This is a genomic window from Kosakonia sp. MH5 (assembly GCF_009935945.1).
Lineage (GTDB): Bacteria > Pseudomonadota > Gammaproteobacteria > Enterobacterales > Enterobacteriaceae > Kosakonia > Kosakonia radicincitans.
The window spans coordinates 15,484-37,085 of sequence record NZ_QODH01000017.1 but is presented as its reverse complement, the minus strand read 5'-3'; the positions used below and the strand labels follow the sequence as shown (position 1 = coordinate 37,085).

Annotated in this window: 31 protein-coding genes; 2 read left to right on the top strand and 29 right to left on the bottom strand. The window is 54.1% G+C overall.

The window, feature by feature from the left end; genetic code table 11:
* Positions 1–5: 5 nt before the first annotated feature.
* The 20 genes from traU to DK872_RS25710 form a co-directional block, all read right to left on the bottom strand.
* Complete coding sequence (gene traU / locus DK872_RS25805) at positions 6–1,007, bottom strand: conjugal transfer pilus assembly protein TraU (RefSeq protein WP_161519015.1); 1,002 nt, start codon at positions 1,005–1,007, stop codon at positions 6–8.
* Positions 992–1,339: a hypothetical protein gene (locus DK872_RS25800; protein ID WP_161519014.1), complete on the bottom strand. Its 348-nt coding sequence runs from the start codon at positions 1,337–1,339 to the stop codon at positions 992–994. The genes traU and DK872_RS25800 overlap by 16 nt, the downstream gene beginning before the upstream one ends.
* Positions 1,340–1,404: 65 nt before the next feature.
* Positions 1,405–1,608: a hypothetical protein gene (locus DK872_RS25795; protein ID WP_149289443.1), complete on the bottom strand. Its 204-nt coding sequence runs from the start codon at positions 1,606–1,608 to the stop codon at positions 1,405–1,407.
* Between the two features lie 26 nt (positions 1,609–1,634).
* Positions 1,635–2,690 carry a hypothetical protein gene (locus tag DK872_RS25790; RefSeq protein WP_161519013.1) on the bottom strand — a complete coding sequence of 352 codons (1,056 nt, stop codon included), beginning with the start codon at positions 2,688–2,690 and terminating at the stop codon, positions 1,635–1,637.
* A complete protein-coding gene (locus DK872_RS25785) occupies positions 2,687–2,944 on the bottom strand; it encodes a hypothetical protein (protein ID WP_237656260.1) in 258 nt (85 codons plus the stop codon). Before DK872_RS25785 ends, DK872_RS25790 begins: the two co-directional genes overlap by 4 nt.
* 666 nt (positions 2,945–3,610) lie before the next feature.
* A complete protein-coding gene (locus DK872_RS25780) occupies positions 3,611–3,982 on the bottom strand; it encodes a hypothetical protein (RefSeq protein WP_161519012.1) in 372 nt (123 codons plus the stop codon).
* Complete coding sequence (gene traW / locus DK872_RS25775) at positions 3,979–4,614, bottom strand: type-F conjugative transfer system protein TraW (protein ID WP_161519011.1); 636 nt, start codon at positions 4,612–4,614, stop codon at positions 3,979–3,981. The genes DK872_RS25780 and traW overlap by 4 nt, the downstream gene beginning before the upstream one ends.
* Positions 4,611–5,042, bottom strand: a complete 432-nt coding sequence (trbI, locus tag DK872_RS25770) for a type-F conjugative transfer system protein TrbI (RefSeq protein ID WP_161519010.1) — start codon at positions 5,040–5,042, stop codon at positions 4,611–4,613. Before trbI ends, traW begins: the two co-directional genes overlap by 4 nt.
* The gene (traC, locus tag DK872_RS25765) at positions 5,024–7,663 is read right to left on the bottom strand and encodes a type IV secretion system protein TraC (protein ID WP_161519009.1); all 2,640 of its coding nucleotides are present in this window, start codon (positions 7,661–7,663) and stop codon (positions 5,024–5,026) included. Before traC ends, trbI begins: the two co-directional genes overlap by 19 nt.
* Positions 7,663–7,902, bottom strand: a complete 240-nt coding sequence (locus tag DK872_RS25760; protein ID WP_237656259.1) for a hypothetical protein — start codon at positions 7,900–7,902, stop codon at positions 7,663–7,665. The genes traC and DK872_RS25760 overlap by 1 nt, the downstream gene beginning before the upstream one ends.
* The gene (traV, locus tag DK872_RS25755) at positions 7,899–8,486 is read right to left on the bottom strand and encodes a type IV conjugative transfer system lipoprotein TraV (RefSeq protein WP_161519008.1); all 588 of its coding nucleotides are present in this window, start codon (positions 8,484–8,486) and stop codon (positions 7,899–7,901) included. The genes DK872_RS25760 and traV overlap by 4 nt, the downstream gene beginning before the upstream one ends.
* A 129-nt stretch (positions 8,487–8,615) precedes the next feature.
* Positions 8,616–9,365, bottom strand: a complete 750-nt coding sequence (locus tag DK872_RS25750; protein WP_161519007.1) for a hypothetical protein — start codon at positions 9,363–9,365, stop codon at positions 8,616–8,618.
* The gene (locus DK872_RS25745; RefSeq protein WP_161519006.1) at positions 9,362–10,099 is read right to left on the bottom strand and encodes a hypothetical protein; all 738 of its coding nucleotides are present in this window, start codon (positions 10,097–10,099) and stop codon (positions 9,362–9,364) included. Before DK872_RS25745 ends, DK872_RS25750 begins: the two co-directional genes overlap by 4 nt.
* Positions 10,096–10,560, bottom strand: coding sequence for a hypothetical protein (locus DK872_RS25740; RefSeq protein ID WP_161519005.1), 465 nt, complete (start codon positions 10,558–10,560; stop codon positions 10,096–10,098). Before DK872_RS25740 ends, DK872_RS25745 begins: the two co-directional genes overlap by 4 nt.
* Positions 10,550–11,020: a hypothetical protein gene (locus tag DK872_RS25735; RefSeq protein WP_161519004.1), complete on the bottom strand. Its 471-nt coding sequence runs from the start codon at positions 11,018–11,020 to the stop codon at positions 10,550–10,552. Before DK872_RS25735 ends, DK872_RS25740 begins: the two co-directional genes overlap by 11 nt.
* Positions 11,021–11,031: 11 nt before the next feature.
* Entirely contained in the window at positions 11,032–12,450 is a 1,419-nt protein-coding gene (traB, locus tag DK872_RS25730; RefSeq protein WP_161519003.1) for an F-type conjugal transfer pilus assembly protein TraB, read from the bottom strand.
* A complete protein-coding gene (traK, locus tag DK872_RS25725) occupies positions 12,447–13,187 on the bottom strand; it encodes a type-F conjugative transfer system secretin TraK (protein WP_161519002.1) in 741 nt (246 codons plus the stop codon). The genes traB and traK overlap by 4 nt, the downstream gene beginning before the upstream one ends.
* A 13-nt stretch (positions 13,188–13,200) precedes the next feature.
* Complete coding sequence (locus DK872_RS25720) at positions 13,201–13,779, bottom strand: TraE/TraK family type IV conjugative transfer system protein (RefSeq protein WP_161519001.1); 579 nt, start codon at positions 13,777–13,779, stop codon at positions 13,201–13,203.
* Between the two features lie 4 nt (positions 13,780–13,783).
* Positions 13,784–14,086 (bottom strand): type IV conjugative transfer system protein TraL, encoded by a 303-nt coding sequence (gene traL, locus DK872_RS25715; RefSeq protein ID WP_161519041.1) that lies wholly within the window; start codon positions 14,084–14,086, stop codon positions 13,784–13,786.
* Between the two features lie 2 nt (positions 14,087–14,088).
* Entirely contained in the window at positions 14,089–14,442 is a 354-nt protein-coding gene (locus tag DK872_RS25710; RefSeq protein WP_161519000.1) for a type IV conjugative transfer system pilin TraA, read from the bottom strand.
* A gap of 197 nt (positions 14,443–14,639) precedes the next feature.
* On the opposite strand from DK872_RS25710, the gene DK872_RS25705 reads away from it, so the two are divergent.
* Positions 14,640–15,275 (top strand): Arc family DNA-binding protein, encoded by a 636-nt coding sequence (locus DK872_RS25705; protein WP_161518999.1) that lies wholly within the window; start codon positions 14,640–14,642, stop codon positions 15,273–15,275.
* Positions 15,276–15,314: 39 nt separating this feature from the next.
* On the opposite strand, the gene DK872_RS25700 is transcribed toward DK872_RS25705, so the two are convergent.
* Positions 15,315–15,710 carry a relaxosome protein TraM gene (locus tag DK872_RS25700; RefSeq protein ID WP_161518998.1) on the bottom strand — a complete coding sequence of 132 codons (396 nt, stop codon included), beginning with the start codon at positions 15,708–15,710 and terminating at the stop codon, positions 15,315–15,317.
* 609 nt (positions 15,711–16,319) lie between these two features.
* Between DK872_RS25700 and DK872_RS25695 the strand changes: the two genes are divergently transcribed.
* Positions 16,320–16,847, top strand: coding sequence for a lytic transglycosylase domain-containing protein (locus DK872_RS25695; RefSeq protein ID WP_237656258.1), 528 nt, complete (start codon positions 16,320–16,322; stop codon positions 16,845–16,847).
* Between the two features lie 32 nt (positions 16,848–16,879).
* Here DK872_RS25695 and DK872_RS25690 read toward each other — a convergent pair whose 3' ends face one another.
* The 8 genes from DK872_RS25690 to DK872_RS25655 all read right to left on the bottom strand — a co-directional run bounded on the left by DK872_RS25690 (position 16,880) and on the right by DK872_RS25655 (position 21,052).
* Positions 16,880–17,698 carry a DUF932 domain-containing protein gene (locus DK872_RS25690; protein WP_370520925.1) on the bottom strand — a complete coding sequence of 273 codons (819 nt, stop codon included), beginning with the start codon at positions 17,696–17,698 and terminating at the stop codon, positions 16,880–16,882.
* 22 nt (positions 17,699–17,720) lie between these two features.
* Positions 17,721–18,017, bottom strand: coding sequence for a hypothetical protein (locus DK872_RS25685; RefSeq protein WP_161518996.1), 297 nt, complete (start codon positions 18,015–18,017; stop codon positions 17,721–17,723).
* Positions 18,018–18,734: 717 nt separating this feature from the next.
* On the bottom strand, positions 18,735–19,061 hold the full coding sequence (locus DK872_RS25680; RefSeq protein ID WP_161518995.1) for a hypothetical protein: 327 nt from the start codon (positions 19,059–19,061) through the stop codon (positions 18,735–18,737).
* Entirely contained in the window at positions 19,058–19,300 is a 243-nt protein-coding gene (locus DK872_RS25675; protein ID WP_161518994.1) for a hypothetical protein, read from the bottom strand. Before DK872_RS25675 ends, DK872_RS25680 begins: the two co-directional genes overlap by 4 nt.
* Before the next feature lie 45 nt (positions 19,301–19,345).
* The gene (locus tag DK872_RS25670) at positions 19,346–19,540 is read right to left on the bottom strand and encodes a hypothetical protein (RefSeq protein WP_161518993.1); all 195 of its coding nucleotides are present in this window, start codon (positions 19,538–19,540) and stop codon (positions 19,346–19,348) included.
* 82 nt (positions 19,541–19,622) lie between these two features.
* Positions 19,623–20,090 carry a hypothetical protein gene (locus DK872_RS25665; RefSeq protein WP_161518992.1) on the bottom strand — a complete coding sequence of 156 codons (468 nt, stop codon included), beginning with the start codon at positions 20,088–20,090 and terminating at the stop codon, positions 19,623–19,625.
* 78 nt (positions 20,091–20,168) lie between these two features.
* Entirely contained in the window at positions 20,169–20,654 is a 486-nt protein-coding gene (locus DK872_RS25660; RefSeq protein ID WP_161518991.1) for a hypothetical protein, read from the bottom strand.
* A gap of 80 nt (positions 20,655–20,734) precedes the next feature.
* Positions 20,735–21,052: a hypothetical protein gene (locus DK872_RS25655; RefSeq protein ID WP_161519039.1), complete on the bottom strand. Its 318-nt coding sequence runs from the start codon at positions 21,050–21,052 to the stop codon at positions 20,735–20,737.
* Positions 21,053–21,602 lie beyond the last annotated feature (550 nt).

Genomic DNA, 21,602 nt, shown 5'->3' with positions numbered 1-21,602 from the left:
GAACCTCACAGGTAAACGCAGTTACGCTTTCGCCACAGCAGCCATCCGAAGTTTTTCTTCGATTCAGGGGAGTTATGCGGTGTCCCCCACGTCTGGGTGCTGGCACCGAAAGCGTGGCAATTGGATGTTTCGGGATACATGTTCACCATCTGGTAGCGCCACCGTTCTTTGGGAACGATCGGGGACGGGTATTCGTAACAGACGGCATAATCCGCCCCCACGGTGTTCATCACCAGTCCTTCCCGGTGTAGCTTGAATGCCATACGCTCACTGACCAGCAGGGAGGACTCCAGGGGTGAGAATTCGCCGCTGGTATACCCCGTAAAGGGATACATGGAGCCCTGGCTGCCGGCACACCAGAAAAGCGGAGCAAGCGGATAGCCCACGGAACTGGATACGGCATCAGCCGCGCAGGCCGCCTGGGCGACAAGGTTGCCGAACAGTGCGGCCTCCGGGTTAATCAGCATCGAGAGCGTGCTGTCGTTCCAGAGGGGGTCAACTTCGGACAGATAGGCGATATCCATGTCGCCCCCCTGAAAGCAGCCGATACTGGTCATGATGTTGAGCCAGGAGATCAGGGGGTACTTGTACCAGTGCACATGATAAAACGCGCCCGCTGCCGGTCTGTCACTTTGCCCGGCGGTGCCTGTACCGGTGCGCCCGAGATCGATTTTGAACCCGCCCATGTTGACCATCACGCCCGGCTCCCGCGTCACATCCGTCATGGCGGTAGGCTCCCAGTACCCGATGGCCAGTCCAATCCGGTAAAGCACGCCATAAGAGCATATCTGGAGGGGAATGGACGGGTTTGATGTGTCCGGTTGAGGCCCGGAGGCAAGCTGGATGCTGCCAAGCGTCATGGGAAACAGGCATTTCCAGCACACATCGGATATCGGGTTGACCCAGCGGCCGTCACCGGCATTGCTGGATGCCGCACTGACCGGCAGTGCCAGGCCAGCAAACGCGACACCGATAAGAAAGAACAGGATCCTCAACTTTCGACGCATGGTGCCTCCTGCAACCGGAACCAGATACAGGTGGGACCGTAGTCTTCGCCATCGAAGATGGCCCCGATGAACCAGCCATTCCCGTCAGGAACAGGGGGTTGCCAGCGGGTAAACGAGGCTTTTTCTGCATATTCCCTTGCGGCCGGTGAGTCCTCGTCGTCGTCAAGGTACACCAGGGACTCTTCAAGACCGTGCCTGGCCAGCCAGTCATGGTATTCAGAAGGCCGGACGTATTCCCGGCCTGCGTAAAAATGGTCAAGCGCGGGATGGCACCAGTAACCATCAATCGTGCGGACGACCGGCAGCGGCCCGACAGATTCAGGATGTTTCATAGTTAGCCTCGGAAAGAAGATTGCCACGGCCGCTGGCTGGCGGGAGGGCGTTAACAGGTCAGGACTCAGCGATCGGCAGCTTCAATGATGAACTGCGCGCGCGTTTCTTTATCCATACGGTGCAGCGCCAGAAGTGCGCCACGGATAACAACAGAAGTGGTGTAGAGCGGGTTATCTCTCAGAATGTCGTTCAGCCAGGAGTCTGAATCCGCATTGTGCCTGACAGACGAGATCATTTTTGTTTCTGCCCCGCCGTGTACTTTTTGCATAGGGCTACCTTTAATCATGTGATCGGTCAGTCGAAACACCTGCCCTGGCAGGCGAAGGCATAACCGGTGTCGTCATCCTCATCCACGGCGGATGTCTTTCTTTCCTCCAGTTTGCGAATGGCCTTTTCCAGCAAAAATGCGAACATTTCCGGTTCGGTTCCTCGGTGACACTGAAGGATCATCACAAGGTGGTTTTCCAGACTTGCATTGAACGCTTTCATCATCCCGGTAAGCGCCAGTGGTGGCGAAATCTGGAGACTCTCCGGAAAAAATCCAGGAGGCGAATCGCACAGCGTTCGGGTAACCGAATAGCGAACTGCGGTACGTATCTCCGGTGTGCAGAATCGCCCATCCTCATCGGGGATGCTGACGTCAGCAGAAGGGATATCCACACTGATGGTCGTGGCCAGATGCTTAAGGCACTTGATCAGATCATCCTTTCTGGCGTCATAGGCGCCGGTAATTTTCACCACCACCTGCTGCAGCGGGTAAGCCTCCAGCTCCCGGTCCGGTCTGGTTGTTTCCAGTCTCCACTTCCGGCTTATCAGGGTTATGAGAATATCGTCCAGCATCTTTTGTCCAAGCCCTGATTTCAGGGCCTGCCTGACCGTATTCTCCACATCCGCGTCAGACTGATGCGGTGCCCAGAACTGTTCACGGGCGCGAAGTAACGCCGAGGCGACCATCTCTCTGCGGTGCGGATACATTTTTTTCGGGTTTATGATATTCCGCTCACCGGATACGTCCTGTGTCAGCCGGTATCCGGCCTCGCCAAGCGCCGTTTCCAGCGTCTCAAGCAACACTTGTGTGCACCGGATGCCGTGCTGCTGCCACAGATACGTCGCGGTAGCGATATCTGTCAGGTTTGCATCTGGTCGTTCATCAACCGACATGCCGTGTTTGCCTTCCTCCTTTTGCTGGCTCCTGCGTTCCAGAACCCGCTGAATCACAATGGTGGTCAGAATCGTCACGGCATAGATGACCAGTGCGGTTCGACTGACCAGAGGCGCCTCCATAATAATCTGCGAGAACACCCCAAACATCAGAAGCCACAAGGCTGGCACTATCAATAATGCATTCACTGGCAACTCTCCTTGTGCTTATCGAGCATCACATTAAGCAGAAAGGCAGGAAACCGCTCATCGCGCTTGTCAGGTTTGTCAACGGTCACCCCGGTGGCGCGCTGCCAGCCGATAAAAGCTTTGGTGACCAGTGGGCTGGCCCAGCTGTCCAGCTCAGGATAGATTTCCTTGAGACGGTTACCGCTGAGCCGGAGGGGCTGAGGCTTTCTGCAGGTACCAGCGGACAGGGGAACACGGGCTTTTTCTGTAGCCATATTTTCTCCGAAAATTTTTCTGACGAATAAATTGATTGAATGCCCACAGCGACAGCAACGCTGTTACTGGCTGAAAGAGGCGATAACTTGTCTACACAGGCGCTTTGTTAACAATTGACACCACACCTGACCACATAAGAAGCGTGTCTCCTCAACCTTCAGCCCGGCTCCGCTTACCCAGTGAGGTTTGCACTGACTCAATGAGGCCATAACTATTGCTGTCATTTTCTCTCCAACAATGTTTTGTAGTAGATTGAATATCAACACGATACACATATGGCTGGCAGGAATCTTTCAGGCTATTAATACAAGGCGTTGATAAAATGCACTTCCCATTTCGATTTAGTGATAACCTATTTCTTGATGCACTCAGGGATATACTACGTGACACACTAACCACAATATCCATAATGACTATTATTGTAGTTTCCATAAAGCGATTATCATCTCACCCTGACATGTTCGATATAATATTCCTCATATTATTATCATTAATTGCATTATTAATTTGCTGTTGGAATGTCTACATAATAAACAGAAGCATATTGACGCTGGAAAGCATGTTTGACGGCTCAAAGTATAAAGGGGTAGGGGGTTACATCACCGGAATATTTGGCTGTGTTATCACAATCCTGCTGGCTTTCAGTATCAGTAGCGTGCTGGTTACTAAGCCAGTTTCTTCAGAGCCCACCCAGCAGCAAACCACCAGGGAACAGTGTATAAAAGCGCACTAAGGGCAACAGAGAACAACGGGTGGTTATCGCGTAAAAAAGGATAATGCGCTTGCAGCCCCCTGATTGTTCTCACCTGAAAAATAATAAAAGACTGGGCATACATTAATGGTATGGAAAATAAAAACGGCTCTGCAACGAAGGTCTTCCGAAATATAAAAAAGACGATCAATTGAAGACTTGATGTTACCAGTGACGCGTATACAGCCAATAGCCTGTCGTGCTTTTTACACACACAAATTGCAATCCATGTCGCCAGTATCATCAACAGCGATACTCCTGTTACCAAAATAATATTTGAGTTCATTTTCCGTCCTTCTTAACTGGTATTTCCTCAACCTTCAGTACCCGGTTATCGCGGGTGATCCGCACCGGCGTGTGTTCAAAACCAAACTTCGTTGTCAGCACACCGGCCTGATCGAAATAAATGCGCTCATCAAGCGCATCGCTGGTTTCCTTGATGTTTCCCTTCACCAGAATGACCTTAAAATCGCCCGCGCCGGGTAGCTGTTTTTTCATCCATGCCACTTCATCGCGGTTGTCGCCGTCGATGAAGTACAGCGTCTGGCTGTAGGGTACACGGTCGAGCGGATTCACCTTGTCACCCTTGCGGGCAATGATGTTGCCCTTCATATCGGTGATGGTTTCGTTGACGGTGAAGGTGGGGTCAAAGCTGAAGGTGCGGTACTGACTGGCGGGGGTCAGCCCCGCCACCGGGGGAGGCCGGACCGCGTTGCGTTTAACGCGCTCAATGGCCTCGTTTTTGAGCGTATCCAGTTCACCACTCTGCTCCATCGCTTTCAGGCGGTTCCGGATAAAGACCAGCATGTCCTGCTCTGCCGGCTCAAAAACATTCCCCCAGGTGCCGAGGTCTTTCGCCCCGGCACCAGTGGCCAGTGTCATGATGATCACGGCCAGCAGTCTGCGGGAAAGCGTCATTTGCCCTCCTGCATCCGCACGGCAATATCGTTGCGGATATCTGTGGTAATGTCCTGCTGCGCGCTGACGACTGCAGGCTGCACCAGAATGATGACGTTATGCTTCTTCTGCCAGTCCGTCAGGCTGTCGCTCATGGCCAGGTTGAACCGTGTAACGAGTGCTTTCGCCTTTGCCTCATCCAGCTTCTGCTGTGCAGACTGCTGCATAAAAATGTCCCACGTTCCCTTCATATCGAAGGTCACCACTTCCGGTGTGTCGGCTTTAATAACAATCCAGCTGATACCGGTCATGATCATCTGCGAGACGAGCATACAGACCCCTAACCGCCAGCGGACCGGGGCCAGCCAGCCGGGCCGGAACACCCCCTCCCGTACAACATCCCCGCTGTCGGGTTTTTCGTTGTGTTCATTCATGCTGCTTTCACCCATTCTTCAAGCGCCGCAAGCTCCGGCCCGTATTTCACCCTGGCAAGCCGGTAAGCCGCCTCTTCTGAACTGGCTCCCTTCTTCTGCTCCTCCTGCATGAAAGCAAAGTCCTCACCGCGTGAACTGAACATGGCCCGCGTCACCGGGTCGACAAACAGCCGGTGGAATGAACTGCGCTCCCCTGCCGTGATCAGCAGCGAACTGAAGCCGGTATCAAGCGCGGGCTGGAAGTATTTGATGACTTCTTTTTCAATCTCAGAGAACTGATCGGGATATTCCGTCAGGTACTGTTTGAAGGCTTTAGCGTCCTGCAGAAGCGTAATTTTTGTGGAACTGTTGTTCCATGCGGCTTCCGCTTCCTTACTGGCGGTAAAGTCCTTAATCCCCTGTGTGATGGTGATAAAGCCGCCACGGTGACGACGCACGGTGCGATACCCGGTTTCGATGAACTTCGCGGCATGCGGGTTGGAGCCGCTGAGCAGACGCCACGCCTCATCGATGATGGCCACTTTCTTGAGGTTACGCGGGCTGTGGTACATCTTTTCCTGAATCGCCAGAATGAGCGAAAACAGGATGGCGCTGAGCAGCTTCGGTTTGTTCTCGAGGCTGAGCAGCTCCAGCACCGCAAAGCGGGTTTCACCATTCAGCGTTGGCTCGTCGGCGTTGAAGTATTCCCCGTAAGGTCCCCACGTACAGTAAGGCTCCAGCAACAGTGCCAGCTCGGCCAGTCGGGAAATGATGGTGGGTTTGTCCTCGAAGGCGCTGTTCACTTCCGCACTGGTAAGATAGGTGTGGACATCGTCAATGCGGGCTTTCCGGGCTTTCTGATCAAACGCCCAGACCACCGCTTTCAGGAGAATGGCTTCACACACGGCATCGAGCGGTTCCTGGGGGCTGGCCAGCACGGTCAGCAGCCGCATAATGTTTTCGCCCGACACCTTGCTGTCCACCACGTTGGCAAACGGGTTAAACCGCAGATCTGCACCGTCGAGATACACGCCGCCGGCCTGTTTGCAGTAGTTTTTGTAGCTGTCGCCCATGTCGATGACCCAGGCAAATCCCTCCGCGTTCAGCACATCGCGCAGAACCCCCTGGGTAAAAAACGATTTCCCTGCCCCGGATGTGCCGGTTACGGCAATATTGAAGTTCGTGCTGCCGTTCTCTTCACCAAACATGTCAAAAAAGGCGACCTGGTTACGGTAGGTGGGCAGCGGCATCCCGCGTCGGGAAAGGTGACGTTCCCCGACCACCGGCATCAGGTTAGTGGCGTTCCAGCTTTTCGCGCGCAGTGTGGCGCCGGTCGTATTCAGATCGGCCCAGAGACCTTCCTGCATCATGAAGGGCATTGCGGCCAGCCAGTTACGCATCTGCTGATACTGGATGGTGGTGAGCTCCAGTTCGTTTTTACGGAACACGTTGATGGCGGCCAGTTCACAGGCAAGGGAATCCTGATCGTTATCCGGTGTGAACAGCGTCAGATTGAAATAAAACCGGCACAACGCCACTTCGTTGGTACCCAGTTCCATCTGCATTTTTCGCCACTCTTCGGCCTGTTTTTTGACGCCGGGAAACAGCAGGGCGTAAGCGGAATTCGCTTTTTTAGAGAGATCCATGTTCTTGCGCATCGCTTCACCCTGGCTTCTGGTTTGCTCTTCCAGCTCCACCGTCCAGGTGAGCATAAAGGGGCAGGGGATACCCAGATCGGGGAAACGTAAATTCTGGAGGTTATCGGCTCCCTGCCAGAGCGCAAAACGGGTGGGGCTTTTGGTGAGCTGCATGTTCACCAGACGGCAGGAGGACGCGGGAAGGCGGACCTGTTTTGTGTCTGAGACCTGCTCCTGCGAAAAGCTGACCGGCACTTGCGTGACATTTTCCGGCAGTTCCAGCCGGAGATGTGAAGGCCGGACCTTAATATCTATCCCCTGATCGACGACCTGCCGGTTCAGCTCTTCCACGCTGTTCCACTCGGCACTGGCGGGCATAACCTGAGCGGAACGGTAATTAACCAGCTCACGCATCAGCGAAAGGAAATCACTGGCGGAGGTGTTGATGGAATCAATCCGGGCGGCTTCCAGCGACACGCGGATGGTGTTGCGTATCTGCTTGAGTTCGTCCATTAACCGGGTGGTAAACCGGCCTTTTTTTCCAAAAACAATGAATACCCGGTAATTGCGAAGAAAGAGCGGGTACTCACGGCGGTTGGCCATTCCCTCAAGGGATGATTTTTCCCAGAATGCGCGGGTGATGCTGTTAAGGTGGGAGGCCAGCGGGCCTTTCCACATATCGGTACTGACCCCTCTTGCAATGCGTTCGCCGACACATTTGCTGGCCACCATAATCACGGTGACCGGCGTCCTGCGGGGCAGTTTTTTGCGCAGCATGTCATCCAGTGCCGCCACCACCTGCTCATTGGCTCCGGGCAGCGGCGCGGCCTCCAGAATAAAACCGGCCGTACTGTTGTTGATAAAGAGGTCGTTGGTGTCATCGTAATAACGCCAGGGAAGCGCCGCCGTCAGGGAAGGATAATCCCAGGCCTGCTGCAGGTTAGCTCTGGCTGTGGCAGCACCGTCTTTCTCGCCCCCTTTCTGAAGGAGACTCACAAGACTGTCGAGAAATTCAGACATTATTTCATTCTCCCGTGGGGTTGCAGCCGGGCTGCAATATCACCGATGAGTTCAAGGCGCAGTGCGTGCATGTTTTCCTGGGCGATATGTCTTTCCAGCAGGTTGCTTCGCAGATGGCCCAGCGTGTCTTCCAGCAGGCCTGAGAAATCCGCCTCCGGAGCCTCATCGGCGAAGCGGCAGCCGCCCTGCCAGTTGAGGGGTTCGCGCTTCGCTCCGGTGCGACGTTGTGTTTTCATCATTCGCCGCCCTCCCCGATCACGCGAAATCCCTCGTCCCAGTGAGATTTGTTTTTCACAAACTCCACTACTGCCGGCTGATGGAAGTTGTCATCGGTGTCCACCCACGGCGCAATCCACAGGCGCTGTGTGGCATCCGGGATGCGCTGCGCGGTCACGCGCCCGGCATCACTGACGGAACGGGACGGAGAGACATACGGCAGTGGCTGAATCGGCGTTGTCAGGGGCTGACCGGTCAGCGCGCTGCGTGTGGTTGAAATGGGAGTAACCGGCGTGGGCGAGGCCACGATCGGACGCGGCGCAATGGCTTTTGGGGTGATTCCGGTTGCTGCGACAGAAACGGGGCGGGAAGGACTTACAACCGGTGCCGTGTTACGCAGTGCCGGCAGGGTTTCACCCGCAGGCTTTTTTACGTCTTTTTCGGCACCGATATCGTCAATGCTTTTACCCTGCGCGGCCAGTTTATTGGCTTCAGCAGTGGTCAGGCATTTATCAGTGGCCGTGGCGTTACAGTCAAAATCTGAGTTCATACCGGCGCAGCCGGTTAACGCGCCGCACAGCAGTGCAGCACCCAGTAATTTATGCATGGATGTCTCCGGTTTAAGGGATTATTAAAAGTGACTGGATTTACATTTTCTCAGGAGGATGCTGCGCATGGCATACACAGCGGTAACGACTTAGCTGGCCCGGAATGACTGAAGAGTCAGTTCCGGGTATTAATCACCGACAGTTAAAAGCCGCATATCTGTCCAGCCATCAGCGGTGCAAAGTACGACCGCGCTGACAGCTGAAGCAGTTTTCCACTCAAGCACTGTATTCTGGTCTTCCGTATGCCCGTGCTGGCCGTTAATTTCGCAGTCAGGGATTAACGGCTTTTTATCTTCAACCGCTGCGGCTTTGATAATGACATCCTGACCTGCAGCGATTTTTTCAGGCAGTACCCAGTTGAAGATGACGTCGGACAATTCAGGGGGTGGTGGTGCAATATCTTCACCATCCTTGCGGGCTTCATCTATCCGGCTTTGTACCCATTCCCTGTCTGAAGTTGACAGGTCGTGCTGGCTCAACAGCCAGACAAGAAGCCCTGTGCCAACCCATCCCGGTCCACTGCTCTCCTTTTCCCGTATAACCGTCTGAAGTCTGTCAGAAGGTTTAATACTGCTGCGATCAAGGACAGAACCCCGGCCCTGATACATTCCCCGGCCTGATGGGGAGGCGCTGGCTGAAGCACTACCGGAAACAGGCTTAAAACTCTTGTACTGGACATTGCCTGAACCGGAAGATGCCCCTCCGGAAAGTCGGGAGGGGGCGCTGCGGATCCCTGTTCCCTTTGATGAGGAAGAGAACGAGCCGGAAGAACCGGAGGATTTTCCCGCCGTTGCGGGTGTGGAAAACGCCATAAGGATGGCTGAAACCAGAATGGCCAACAGCGCCAGTATGGCGTTATGACATGAATAGCTTTTCACCGGATAACCTCCTGAGCGCCCAGCCCATTTACTGTCAAAATCCGCGAGTCGCGCGCCAGTACCTGAATGGAAGTAATCTGCCTGGGTGTTAACATCTCCCGGGCTTTATGATCTTCATCCAGATGGCACTTCCCGGTGCACCGCAACGCCCACAAATAGGCACTTGCAGGGTCTTTTATTGACATAAACAGTGCATTCAACCGGGAGGCGGCCTCATCCGAACCAGCATGCCAGGCCCTTGCATAGAATGCGGCAGCCCTTAAGCTGTTCTGAACAACCAGTATTCCGTTCTGCAGAACATCCCCTGCTGCGGTCAGTATCCCGGTATCCCCGGCAGTTCCGGACGCTTTTTCCGCAGCCGTTAATAATGCATTTACCAGCTGCGGTCTGGCAGACCAGAAGTCCAGCACATCGTAACGGGTAAAAACCAGTGTCAACGCATCCGGATTATTAGCTCTGGCTGCTTTCAGAACCAGAGCAGTTGCCAGCTGCCGGTACTCATCGCGAAGGCTATTACTGATATCCGCCGGAACTGAACGGGTGACGGTTAAATAGGCCTGCCACGCATCCGGATCGTTTTCCATTTTTTGCTTCAACGCCTGGAATTTTGCCCGCGATTCATCACTTCCGCTGGATACCCCGGCTTCCAGTGCCATCAGTGAGGTCATTATTTCCGCATGAGCCGGAATCTGGAAAAACAACACCATCAGCACAGTTATGCACAATGGTTTCATGATTGCCCCTCGCAGGTATCCTTTGACTCGCTTACCATTGAAGCAGGGTATGTGGCAGCAAGGGCCTCCCGCTCCAGTTCAATCCATTGACCCAGTGCTTCTTTCTCCAGCTTGCCGGAAGATATAACGACCGCCTGCAGTGCATGAAAGGCACCGGCATCAGCCGGTTCGTAACTCTCAAGCTGGCCTTCACAGAAAGAAGACCATGTTTCACAGGAAAACATCTCCGACAGCGCAAAGATGAGAACAGCAGGCCCGAGCAAAACCCCGGCCAGTATCATTCCGTCCTGATGCCCGTGGTAAATCTCCCGAAGTCCGCAACCTGTCACTATCGCACCGGCAATAACCAATACCCGCATATGTAAATCTGTTGCCGGTCGTGGTGGTTTCCGCCCCTGCAGCCACTGCTGATGGCAATAACAAATAATTGTAAAGCGGCTATAGCGTTGTTCATTGTCCACGACTTTCCTCCTCTTTTTTCTCCGGGGTGTTACCCAGAAAGCGAAGCGGCTTTTTCACCCGAGGGCAGACGGTAATGGCCTCGCTTTCATACCAGCGCTCCAGGTCATGCACTTCAAGCGTCATTTTTTTCCTGGCGGTTTTCTGTAGATACTCCCAGGCCACCAGGTTCTGTGGCTGGTATGTGGAGAGCCGTTTGTCCAGAGTTTCACCCCATGTTTTTGGGGCGGCCGCAGTGACCACTCTGGCAAAAATCAGGGCAACGACGGAGATAAGCGCGAAGATAAGCGCTGACACTGTCGGTTTCGCTGATATATTCATTACCAGCCAGAATCCGCCAAAAGTGGGAAGCCCCCAGACGAACAGAAATAACCGCTTACCGGGCGGAAAGCCGCCTGCGCGCCACTGGCTAATATCACTGCGTATTTGCCGCAGAACTTCAGCGTTACGGTCTTTTTTCACCGCTATCCCCCTCAGTTGATGGTGTCGCCAAGCTGCAGTCCTTTTGCCTGACGCAGCACTTCATCCGGATCGATGTTGCCAACAGAGGACGTTGAGGAGGTGCTGGCGACCGGCGTGTTATTCCCGGCCACGGCATTCTTCGCCGTTTCACTCGCACTCTGCGCGGCGGCTCTGGCTTTCTCCTCTTCGCTGTCCTGCCGGGTTTCGAGCTGGAAGCCCTTCTGGAACACCACGGTGACCTTATTACCGGCACCGATATCGATGATGGGGTGGTACTGCTCAGCCCGTTTAATCCAGTACTGGCTCAGCGTGTCAGCGGCTTTGCTGGCTCCCCCGCCGATACCCTGCCCGAAGACATCACCGGCGCTGACGTTTGCCGTGGCTCCAAGCCCTACTGAAGGCGTGGCAGCAGATTTGATGCCCTCGCCAAATCCGGATAACAGGCCGGCCGCACCGGCATAGCCGATGATTTTGCCGTTACGCATCACCGGCGTACCTTTGATGCCGCCCTTACCCTGGTAGCTGACATGGCCCTCAAACTCCATGTCGACGTCTTTGCCGTTTTTCAGGTTGCAGCTGATGCTGCGCGTCCTTACTTCGCCGCGCTCACTGGAGATGTCGCCCCAGATTTCCCCGACTACAAAGCAACCATCCGTGTCGTACTGGCGGTTATTCGGCATGGTGGTCTTGCCCTGCAGGCGGAATATCACCGGCCGGCTGTTCTGCTGACCGGTGACGCTGGCGTTGGCGTCGGCACCTTCAATCATGATGGCGTCAGAGAAGGAGCCGGAGGATATCCAGGGCAGCTTAGTGGGTTTCTTTTTCAGGCTCTCGTAGTTAAAGGTGGTTTTATCGATACCCGCAGTCATGCGATTACCACTGCCGCCGGGATAAAACCCGGCCCCCTGATTTCGGGCCGCGCCAATGGCGGCTGGCGCGCCGTTCACCGGAGTGACAGTGTACTGAGGGGGTCTGGCCTGACCGGCAGCAACCGGACCCGGCAGTGGTGTGCCGTCCTGAGAAGCAGGTGGTGTCTGCTGCCCGGTGGGTTGTCCGTTGCTGCCGGTGGCACCCGGCTGCTTCGTCAGTTGGTCAGTCAGACGCTGAATCTCAGCGTCCTTTTTTTGCAACTGAGTGGAGAAATCAATCTGGTTTTGCTTAATCGTCTGCGCCAGCCCGTCCACTCTGGCTTCCAGCGCAGAAGTTTTTGCCTGCTGCTGTGTCATGGCGGACTGCTGGACCTGCTCGTCAAAGGCAGGACCGATAACGCCGGTCATGTTGGGTGCGGGTGCGTTCGGCCTGGGTTTATGCTGGCCACCAGGACCTTCGCCACCGAAGGTGATGACGGCAGCAGCTGTCACGCCGGCCGCTATCAGCACGCCGACAAGGATGGCAATCTGTGTGCGTCGGGTCTTCACGTTGATGTTCATGGATGAGGTTCCCCGTCTGTTGAGAACACCACCCACACATACCCTTCCCCGTTCGCATACAGCTGATTCGGCGACAGCATCACGGCGCGTACTCCTTTGCGCCAGAAATCGCGCTCACGCAGCTGTGTGGTGACCACGCCGGCGTTTCTCATGCGGTAACGGACGATGCGCAGGTGGGTGCCGACCAGCTGGCGCTCCGGGGTCAGTTGCACGCTGACCGGCGGAGCGTAAGCCGGCAGGCGGCTGACCGGGATATCCTGATATCCCTCCGGGACGTCGCCCTGCGCAATGCTTCGCGACAGGCTGACGAGTGTTTTCTCGTAGCTCTGGCCTTCTTCCCAGGCCTTTGCGTCGTCATTACTGACTCTGAGGGTGCTTACCGGGGTGTAGCGCAGTGTGCGACCGGGACCCGGTTTCGGCTGAACGTTCAGGCTCAGCGCCGCGCCTCTGGCGGTTTCGATAAACACAGTGAAGTTCTGTCCAACCAGGGGAGACAGAATCAGTGCCCCGTCATCGGTTGGTTTCTTGTCATAAGCCCCTTGCGGCCCGCTGATGCTGGTCACCATTTCCCCGTCAATGACGATTTTGTTGGGGTTGGTGTTACTGAGGGTGACGGTAAAGGACGCGTCATTCTCAAACGGTGTGGCGCCGGGAATGATGGCGGCCCGAAGGCCGCCCGTGAAAAATCCCGTTGCCAGTAACACAGCAGCAGCTGCCGGTGAAAAACGTAATTTCATTGGCAGTCCTGATTCAGTTAGTGGTGGCCGGCACGAGTTCGGTCATATCAAGCAGTCTGATAATGCCGTTCTCATAACTCATCCGGAGCTGGTAGGTTCTGGCCTGCTCCTTGAGGTCAGTGGTGATGTTGCCGTTGGTGGTTGAGGGGTGGAGAACGACATCGGCGTCAATCACGCCGGGTTTAATCATGCGCAGGGCGCGCGTGTCGTATCGCCAGGTGATGCCTCCTTTTTTAATCCGGTCAGCTTCCACATCGAGGGCTTTTTTGAGTGCATTCCGGCTTTCTGCCGGAACATACCCGAGAAGCAATTTTTGCTGGCCATCGATGTTTTCCGGACTGACGTTAAGCCGCATATACAGAAAAGAGAGTGCGAACATTGTCATGGCTGGAGAATCAGCCGACGACGCGTCAGAACTGAATGGCTGGTTGAAAATCATGGGCGTGGTGATGGTTTTCTGGTGGGTGGCAAAGTGCCACGCCAGAGAGCCGCTCAGTATGTTGCCGAGAGTGCCTGCAATGCAGTACGCAGCCATCCCGAGGAATGCGTAACGGAGATATTTATCCCGGTTACGTTTGATATCTAATTTCACGCGTTCACGCCCTCCAGTGACGGAAACTGGATTCAGGAATTAACCTGAAAGTCACCCTGAAAATTAAGGTGGGGAGGTGCCAGTAACAGAAATTCAGTAACCAGTACGACCCCTGCCCTTTTTTCAGATATCTGACTATCCACCAGAGCACACCCGAAACTATCCCCAGGGCGGTCGACATATTAAATGCGACACCTAATAACGTAAGGGGAGCAATAACAATAAGTTCGTCGAGGGGAAGGCCGAAGTATCGGGACTGGTGATTTAACGTTTCCGGGAAGTAATATTTATCATCTTCCCCGCTCATCATTAACCTGCCAGAGAGAAACCCAGGCGGGTAAAGATAATAACCATAACAAGGCCAACAAAAACCAGCGGGGAGCGGGCTTTCACATACAAAAACACAGCGATAAATATTTCAGCGTAATATAAATATTTTTCGAGTGAGGAGCCGTGACCGAATGTGCCGGTTACGGTTGCATCCTGGGGGGCCAGTAAATCGCTCCCGCTTGCCAGCGCATAATGACTGACCATAAGTGAAATTAAAATTAATCCTCCGTTTTTTAAAAACTGCCGAAACTGAATATATTCGCGGGCTTTGCGAAATAAAGACGCTACCGCCCATCCCTGTCTGACATTAAGGGCATTGTCCTGCTTGAACATGCTTGTTTCTCCGGATGTAAACAAAAGGTGATTGCGTAAGTGGTTGTTTACGCGGGCATTAGTGTCTCATGACCCTAAAAAAAAAAAACTGTGAGCCGCATCACACTTTTCAACAATATTAGGAATTATCTGAGCATGGGCAGAACATACCCTAGGTCATGCAGGTATGACGCCTGTGTTGTCAGGGATCTATCCAAATGAAAGTAAAAGAGAAAATGTGGGACCATCGTGGGCGACCGCGTAAGTTCATTGCGGGTGAGACAGTGGAGTGGCGACTGCGCGCGCCGGACAATCTGTTAATGGAGTTGCGGGTTTGCGCCAGAATAGGTGAGCGAAGTGTTAATGATGAAATTATCGCGCGCCTGTTAATGTCCCTGAATTATCAGCCACATGTACCGGTAATAAAAACAGCGGAAGGGGAAAGAATTATTTCTCTGGCTGTGAAGTTCGAAGAATGGCTGGGTTTTTTATTGGGAGTGAGTGAAGGTGAAAGCGTTCCGGCGGTAGCGGTTTCCGAACAGCCAAAGCTTTCATGGATGTGGCGTGATGGTGAGCGGGTGTTAATTCCGGGCAAAACATCGGGCTACAGTATGCGAATCCCGGAGAATCTCGCGAGCGAAATCAGAATTATGGCACGGGTGCACAAACGGAGTCTTAACGATGAAATGCTGACAAGGTTGATGAATTCTCTGGGTTATTTTACGGGGCGTGTTCTTGAGCAGAATGAAGACGCGCAGGCGCTGAAAGTGCTCTGTATGGCTTTTGAGTGGTATCTCAGGGGAAAAATTTCGGAAGCAGAAGAAGTCCCGCTTCCGTGGAATAAACCGGAGTAACAGGTATGACATGGCCGGTGCTTCTGCCGGCCATAGTGGTTATTCTTCTTCGACCAGAAAGTGTTGTGTTTCCGCCATGTTTTCGGCTGTGTTAATCGCTGAAATGTTGTTATTAATCAAATTCTCAAGGCTTATTTTCGCATCCGGACCTTGCATCTGAACGTACATCTCAGAAATGAGTGCGGTCAGAATCATAATACCTTCTCTTGAGCCAGATACTTTCTTGATGAGGTCCCGACGGAAACCTTCGAGGTCAAATTTATGGCCATCATTTTCATTATTTTTGTAGACGAGAAGCCCAAGGCGGATTAGCTCATTACATGTTGAAGACAGGCTAACCTCTGATGACGTGGCGCCTTTCTGAATTTCCTGCTGAACAATGTCACGTACTTCCCGTTCAATTTTATCTTTCAGGTATATACCTAATCTTCCCATATTTATTCTCACAGTTAGTTGGTGTCGTGAGCGACACTACTCGTGTTGATTTTTTAAGCCTGAGCCGCACACAGAAAAGTGTGAGTCCGAATGTATGGCTGGATACTGTGTCATTTTTAAGTTTATACAGGTAGTCGTTGACGACACTCTGTTTAACACCAGTGTGACACTGTGCGATATATATCGCAATGGTTTTTAAGCATATCCACATTCCTGCGATAAACCTACTACTTAATAGTGTCACCAGTTATCCTAATCCTCCGATATATGTATTACAAACCTCCTACATGATGGTGTCGGATTGTGTGATGTTTTTGATTTTATTCCAAATTTTGCACAATTTTTACAGGATAACCAACTGATTTAAAAAGCAAAAACTGCAAGACGAAGTCTTGCGTGGGGTGTCATGTTTTATATGTGTAGTAAAGAGCGGCAAAAAATAAAGCGTAAGAGGATCTAATTGTTATTCAGGATCGAGATGAAACGCATCACAGAAGCGCCCTCTGCGCATTTGTAAGAGGTGTTCTTGATTTAAATGATCGCCGGGGGTATTTTTTAAATGAGCGCTCTATGGTCACTACCGTTGCGTATACTGCAAAGGCACAGAAAATGAATAAACTGCTGTATCTTCTGCTCAGCATGACAATGTCATGCAGTGCAGCACCCCAAATGTGTTTTGATAAGGCTGGCCATGATTATGGCATTGATCCACTGTTGCTCATGTCAATATCGATTAAGGAAAGCCGCTTACAGCCAGGGGCGATAAATAAAGCCAACAGAAACGGCTCTGAAGATGTCTGCGGAATGCAGGTCAACAGTTCGCATTATGGGAAACTGCGTGAATTTAATATTACGCGATCGGATTTGCTCAATGATCCGTGTATTTGTGTTTATACGGGCGCATGGGTATTAGCACATAACTTCAGGTCATACGGGAAAAACTGGGACAGCGTCGGAATGTATAATACAGGCCCGGCGAAAAAGCTGATCGCCCAGAGGCGTTTCTACGCACAATCGGTAAAGAACATTTACCGTGTTTTGCTGGCAAGGAGGGATATTCTTGAGCAGCGTTCTGCTTTACAGAAAAAAGATGAGCTGGCAAAGAGAGACACTTCCCCTTTGCCAGTGAAGGATTAAAAATAAAAAACCCGGCGAACCGGGTTTTTTATTCAGCTTTTAAGTTTTGCAAACTCTTCCGCCATTTTCCAGAGTGCCTGATTAAGTTTGATGTCGCCATCGATGCCGGTCACCGGTCGCGTGGTGGTTCTTTTTCCTTTTGCGGTTCGCCCGGAGATCCCACCTTTGACCAGATTCTCCTGCACGATATTAAATGATGTCCACAAATCTGTTTCCTTGTCATACCATGCGCGCGGCTGGATAATTTTCTCAGCCGTCACCGGCGCTTTACCTTCACCATATTTATAATCGAGTGCCATCTGTCCGAGCAGCTGCCGTTCCGGGCTGTTCAGCTGGATACTTTTCATCTGTTCCATGTTGTCTGTAACTTTATCGAACACGCCAAGCACTTCATAAGCGCCTTCGATAACCTGCGAAACAATATCCCCTTTGTGCGGGACATTTATTTCCCCGAAGGATTTCCAGCACACCAGTCCATTAGTACAGACCTGACGGAAAATACCGGGGATCATTTTATAGCTGCTGCTGCCATCGTGGCTGTTCAGCAAAACAATTTCCGGAACTTCTGTCCCGCTCATGTTATTACCGCGACGCAGGCGGATCATGTGTTTGGTATATTCACGGCGTTCAGGGTCACGCACGCGGGACTGGCTCGCATAAAATGGCTGGAACCCCTCATTCCGTAATTTATCCAATAGTGTAATGGTCGGAATATAGGTGTAACGCTCTGAGCGTGACTCGTGTTTTTCAACAGAAAACGCGCTGGGAACAACGCGCAAAAGCTCATCATTGGTCAGCGGGCGGGTATTACGCATAAAAGTCGGTGCGGCATAACGGGTGGATAAACGAATCATAGTCATCTCCTCAAAATAATTATTCAGGTAATACACGAAATAAAGAATCGAGTGGCAGTGCAGCAGCTACTGGCCAGCCATTTCGGATCCAGACAGTGCTGTAATCCGGGATGCATTTTTCAAATACGTTGAACTCTTCCGCGTCTGCTGGCGGTGTGAAGTCGTGGCATTGCGCGGCAGGCATGTCAGCCGTTACTGCGAAAACCCAGTTAAAAGTTTCGATGATCTGCGCATCAGTCAGGGGTATGTCTTTTCCCCCTATCTTCCTGGAAGATTCTTGAGCGGCGGTTTTGACGTTGACGTTTCGTGTGTGCATTCTGCTTTTCTCCTCGTCGATGGTTAATCCATCTCCCTGGTGAGTTCTCTCGCGGCAAAGGGCAAAGTGGCGACGGCAGACGACTGAAGGACGGGCGTCACCGGAGGCCGCAGCGCAAGCGAGCCGGGTTTTCGGCGAGTGCGAACGGGCGAGGAACGGCGAAGCGTACCCTTCCGGAAGGCGGATGACGGTGCTACGACCAGCCCTCCGCGTGAGAACGTCAGGGTGATGGCCACCGGCGAAGTGACAGAATGCACACACCCGCAACGGCGGAACGGCGTTGCGCCCTTAAAGCACCGGCACCGCCGGGGCGGTGACAGCGGCGCGACCGGCAGGTCGCAGCAAGCGCGCCGTTGACCTTCAGCCATCGGACCCTGGCCGTGAGGCCCGAAACCCGCAGGGGTTCGGCGGAGACTGGCGGGCGCCATGCGGCCGCCTGGCGGAGCAGGGCCGACGACCCGGCCGGAACGGACGGGGAGCCGGAGGGGGCCATGTTCCGGCTTTTATCCATGAAAACCACCGGAAACCAGAATCTTCGGAACACCCTGAACAGCAGAAACAGCCGTTATCCCGGCAGGATGAGGGACTGTCACAAAACCGGGGAGCAGGGGAAGGGAAGGCGGAGGGGAAAAGCGGGCGCGCCGCAGGCGCCCCCGCCCTCCCCGGCTCCCCGGAGGGGAGCGCCCTTTCCGGCATTTGCCGTTCAGGGCTCGGGCATCAGTCGTCCGGATACGCATCCGATTCATGGTGCATCTCTGCGATGGCCATCAGCTGCGTCATGTCGTCTGCCATGTTTGCTGTGATCCCGACATGGGAGCAGAGGTGCAGCACATCTGCCAGAAAATCGACCAGCAGCGTATTCAATGTTTCACCCTCCTGCGAAAGCCCGGTACGCTGCGCAAACAGCCACAGCGCTTCCGCAGCCAGCGCCGCGCACTGCGACCGGCTGGACAGCCTGACCGGGAATTCGTGCACAGGCAGCAGCGCGGCGATCTCCTGCAACGCCATAACGGGTATCGTGTCCGGGGTTTTGTGTGCTTTCATGCCTGCCCCTCACTGCGCCGCATTGACCGCATAAAGCCCGCAACAAACCCGCCGCATACCAGGCGAAGGCGGAAAATGCTGCTGGCCGTTTCACCATAGTGATGACAGGCGTGCTCATCACAGGCAACGTTGTACTGTGCTTCATTCACCCCGGCGGCAAGATGCTGACGGAAGGAAGCTATTGCCTCGCGGCACCACCGGCGGGGATCGGGACCACGGCGCATCGGTTCTGTATTCATACTGACCTCATTTAAATGGCCGCCCGGACGGGCGGCCCGCCTCCGTTATGCCAGCCCCAGCGCCGGGTAGACGCTCTGGCTGTTACCTGCGTCCTGAGACGCCCCCATCCCGCTGTAAACCGTGGTCATAAATTCCTGCCAGCGGCTGAACGGCATCGCCGGAATACGGGCGGGCTTTCCTGCCCGGATGGCATTTACAAACGCCGTCGCCTGTGCGACAGTTTGCGGGTCAAATATCATGGAATTCATCCTCCATCAGTTTTGATAAGGACGGCACCTGGTCCGTGCCATCCGTGATTAAGCAGGGCTTAGCCCTGCTTTTTTACTGCCCGGAATTCACCGAATCTCCGGCAAAAAAGGCGCTCAGGATGCTTTCATAAATCTCCTGCGGCGTCAGGGTGACGAGATCGCGGCACTCAAAGAAGCGCCCCCGGAACCGCGCAAAAATGCGTGTTACGTCTGCGGAATACCGTTCCGGTGACTTGAAGGATTCACAACTTCCCCACGTGCGCCAGTGCATTGGCGGCAACATCTCCAGCTGATCGCTGTAACGCTCTCCGGTGATTTCCTCCCAGGGCAGCCGGTGCCCCTCGTTCCGTCGCTTCACCGCCTCGGCGGTGGGGATAAGCTCCATATCGGGCATGTCCTCGCGCATCTGCGCCAGCGTTTTGCCGCCGAATTTTGAGCGCCATTCCCCGCCGGATAACACGGCGTAATCCTGGATACGCGACAGAGATACCCGAAAGAAAGCCATTTCGGTCGGCCGGAGTGCTTCTTCAAGTAGTGACATCGGTATTTCTCCTGCAAAAGGCGGCGTAATGCCGCCGGGTTAAGTTTTCAGGGCTTTTCAGCCCTGCGCTGTACCGTCTTAAGCGACCTTATTGCCGGTAAAGAAGGCGCTGCGGATACCCGCCAGGATCATGCGGGTGTTCAGCGAGGCATCATCCCGGCACTCAAAAAAGCGCCCCTCATACTTCGCGCAATATTGAGCCACGTTCCCGGCGATCGCTGCCGGAGTCATAAACGCTTCACACCCGCCGACACCGTGCCCGATCTGCAACGGGCAGGCGCTGGCGGCCAGTTCGCTGAACCGTTGAGCCGTGATTTCCGTCCACGGCAGGTGGTGCGGTGTTGGACGCAGTGCCTGAGCGGCGGATTCCGGCATCAGCACCAGTTCCGGGATACGCTTTTGCAACTGGCTGAGTGTTTCAAAACTGCTGAAAGAAACAGGCTCATTAACGCCACCAATGGCGATGGCGTAACTGAACTGTTTGCAGGTGGTGGCGTTCACAAACACCAGTGGATCGTTATCGATGAACGCCTGTTCAGCGTCGGCTGCGGTGTATGTAGTCATGGTCATTTTTCCTCTGGACTGAGGCGGCAGATAACCGCCACAGGGGTGTTAAATCTGCCGCCCTTCCGGGCGGCACTGTGTTAAATGCTGATCCCCATGCGCTCTGTCTGGCGCACGAACTGTTTAAAATGGTCAGCCGCAACCACTTCCACATGGTGAAAGTCTTTATCCACACCCGCACTGACGATGTAGTGATAAAGCCCCTTCATTTTTTCCGGGAAGCTCCGGCGATAGTCTTTAAGCGCAGCCAGGGAGCCGAACTCCATGACGTCCATTTCCTCCTGTGAGTGTTTCTCACCTTCAGCGAGCAGGATGAGTAAAGGTGACGGGTATTTAACCCCCATCTTCCTGGAAGATTCTTGAGCGGCGGTTTTGACGTTGACGTTTCGTGTGTGCATTCTGCTTTTCTCCTCGTCGATGGTTAATCCATCTCCCTGGTGAGTTCTCTCGCGGCGAAGGGCAAAGTGGCGACGGCAGACGACTGAAGGACGGGCGTCACCGGAGGCCGCAGCGCAAACGAGCCGGGTTTTCGGCGAGTGCGAACGGGCGAGGAACGGCGAAGCGTACCCTTCCGGAAGGCGGATGACGGTGCTACGACCAGCCCTCCGCGTGAGAACGTCAGGGTGATGGCCACCGGCGAAGTGACAGAATGCACACACCCGCAACGGCGGAACGGCGTTGCGCCCTTAAAGCCCCGGTCGCGCCGGGGCGGTGACAGCGGCGCGACCGGCACGGTCGCAGCAAGCGTGCCGTTGACCTTCAGACATCAGACTCTAGCCGTCAGGCCCGAAACCGCCTGCGGGTTCGGCGGAGCTTGGCGGGCGCTGCGCGGCCGCCTAGCGGAGTGAGGCTCGACGACCCGGCCGGAACGGACGGGGAGCCGTAGGGGTCCATGCCCCGGCAGTTATCCGTGAAAACAACCGGCAACCAGAATATGTGAAATATCAC

Bases quoted from the DNA above. Each gene is read 5' to 3' on its own strand.
- DK872_RS25675 (WP_161518994.1), bottom strand. From the start codon at position 19,300: ATGAATACAGAACCGATGCGCCGTGGTCCCGATCCCCGCCGGTGGTGC.
- DK872_RS25665 (WP_161518992.1), bottom strand. From the start codon at position 20,090: ATGTCACTACTTGAAGAAGCACTCCGGCCGACCGAAATGGCTTTCTTT.
- DK872_RS25745 (WP_161519006.1), bottom strand. From the start codon at position 10,099: ATGAAACCATTGTGCATAACTGTGCTGATGGTGTTGTTTTTCCAGATT.
- DK872_RS25785 (WP_237656260.1), bottom strand. From the start codon at position 2,944: ATGGCTACAGAAAAAGCCCGTGTTCCCCTGTCCGCTGGTACCTGCAGA.
- traV (WP_161519008.1), bottom strand. From the start codon at position 8,486: ATGCATAAATTACTGGGTGCTGCACTGCTGTGCGGCGCGTTAACCGGC.
- DK872_RS25780 (WP_161519012.1), bottom strand. From the start codon at position 3,982: ATGAACTCAAATATTATTTTGGTAACAGGAGTATCGCTGTTGATGATA.
- traC (WP_161519009.1), bottom strand. From the start codon at position 7,663: ATGTCTGAATTTCTCGACAGTCTTGTGAGTCTCCTTCAGAAAGGGGGC.
- DK872_RS25670 (WP_161518993.1), bottom strand. From the start codon at position 19,540: ATGATATTTGACCCGCAAACTGTCGCACAGGCGACGGCGTTTGTAAAT.
- DK872_RS25710 (WP_161519000.1), bottom strand. From the start codon at position 14,442: ATGTTCAAGCAGGACAATGCCCTTAATGTCAGACAGGGATGGGCGGTA.
- DK872_RS25660 (WP_161518991.1), bottom strand. From the start codon at position 20,654: ATGACTACATACACCGCAGCCGACGCTGAACAGGCGTTCATCGATAAC.
- traK (WP_161519002.1), bottom strand. From the start codon at position 13,187: ATGAAATTACGTTTTTCACCGGCAGCTGCTGCTGTGTTACTGGCAACG.
- DK872_RS25680 (WP_161518995.1), bottom strand. From the start codon at position 19,061: ATGAAAGCACACAAAACCCCGGACACGATACCCGTTATGGCGTTGCAG.
- trbI (WP_161519010.1), bottom strand. From the start codon at position 5,042: ATGGGTGAAAGCAGCATGAATGAACACAACGAAAAACCCGACAGCGGG.
- traU (WP_161519015.1), bottom strand. From the start codon at position 1,007: ATGCGTCGAAAGTTGAGGATCCTGTTCTTTCTTATCGGTGTCGCGTTT.
- DK872_RS25760 (WP_237656259.1), bottom strand. From the start codon at position 7,902: ATGATGAAAACACAACGTCGCACCGGAGCGAAGCGCGAACCCCTCAAC.
- DK872_RS25800 (WP_161519014.1), bottom strand. From the start codon at position 1,339: ATGAAACATCCTGAATCTGTCGGGCCGCTGCCGGTCGTCCGCACGATT.
- DK872_RS25705 (WP_161518999.1), top strand. From the start codon at position 14,640: ATGAAAGTAAAAGAGAAAATGTGGGACCATCGTGGGCGACCGCGTAAG.
- traB (WP_161519003.1), bottom strand. From the start codon at position 12,450: ATGAACATCAACGTGAAGACCCGACGCACACAGATTGCCATCCTTGTC.
- DK872_RS25655 (WP_161519039.1), bottom strand. From the start codon at position 21,052: ATGCACACACGAAACGTCAACGTCAAAACCGCCGCTCAAGAATCTTCC.
- DK872_RS25795 (WP_149289443.1), bottom strand. From the start codon at position 1,608: ATGCAAAAAGTACACGGCGGGGCAGAAACAAAAATGATCTCGTCTGTC.
- DK872_RS25685 (WP_161518996.1), bottom strand. From the start codon at position 18,017: ATGCACACACGAAACGTCAACGTCAAAACCGCCGCTCAAGAATCTTCC.
- DK872_RS25700 (WP_161518998.1), bottom strand. From the start codon at position 15,710: ATGGGAAGATTAGGTATATACCTGAAAGATAAAATTGAACGGGAAGTA.
- DK872_RS25695 (WP_237656258.1), top strand. From the start codon at position 16,320: ATGAATAAACTGCTGTATCTTCTGCTCAGCATGACAATGTCATGCAGT.
- traL (WP_161519041.1), bottom strand. From the start codon at position 14,086: ATGAGCGGGGAAGATGATAAATATTACTTCCCGGAAACGTTAAATCAC.
- traW (WP_161519011.1), bottom strand. From the start codon at position 4,614: ATGACGCTTTCCCGCAGACTGCTGGCCGTGATCATCATGACACTGGCC.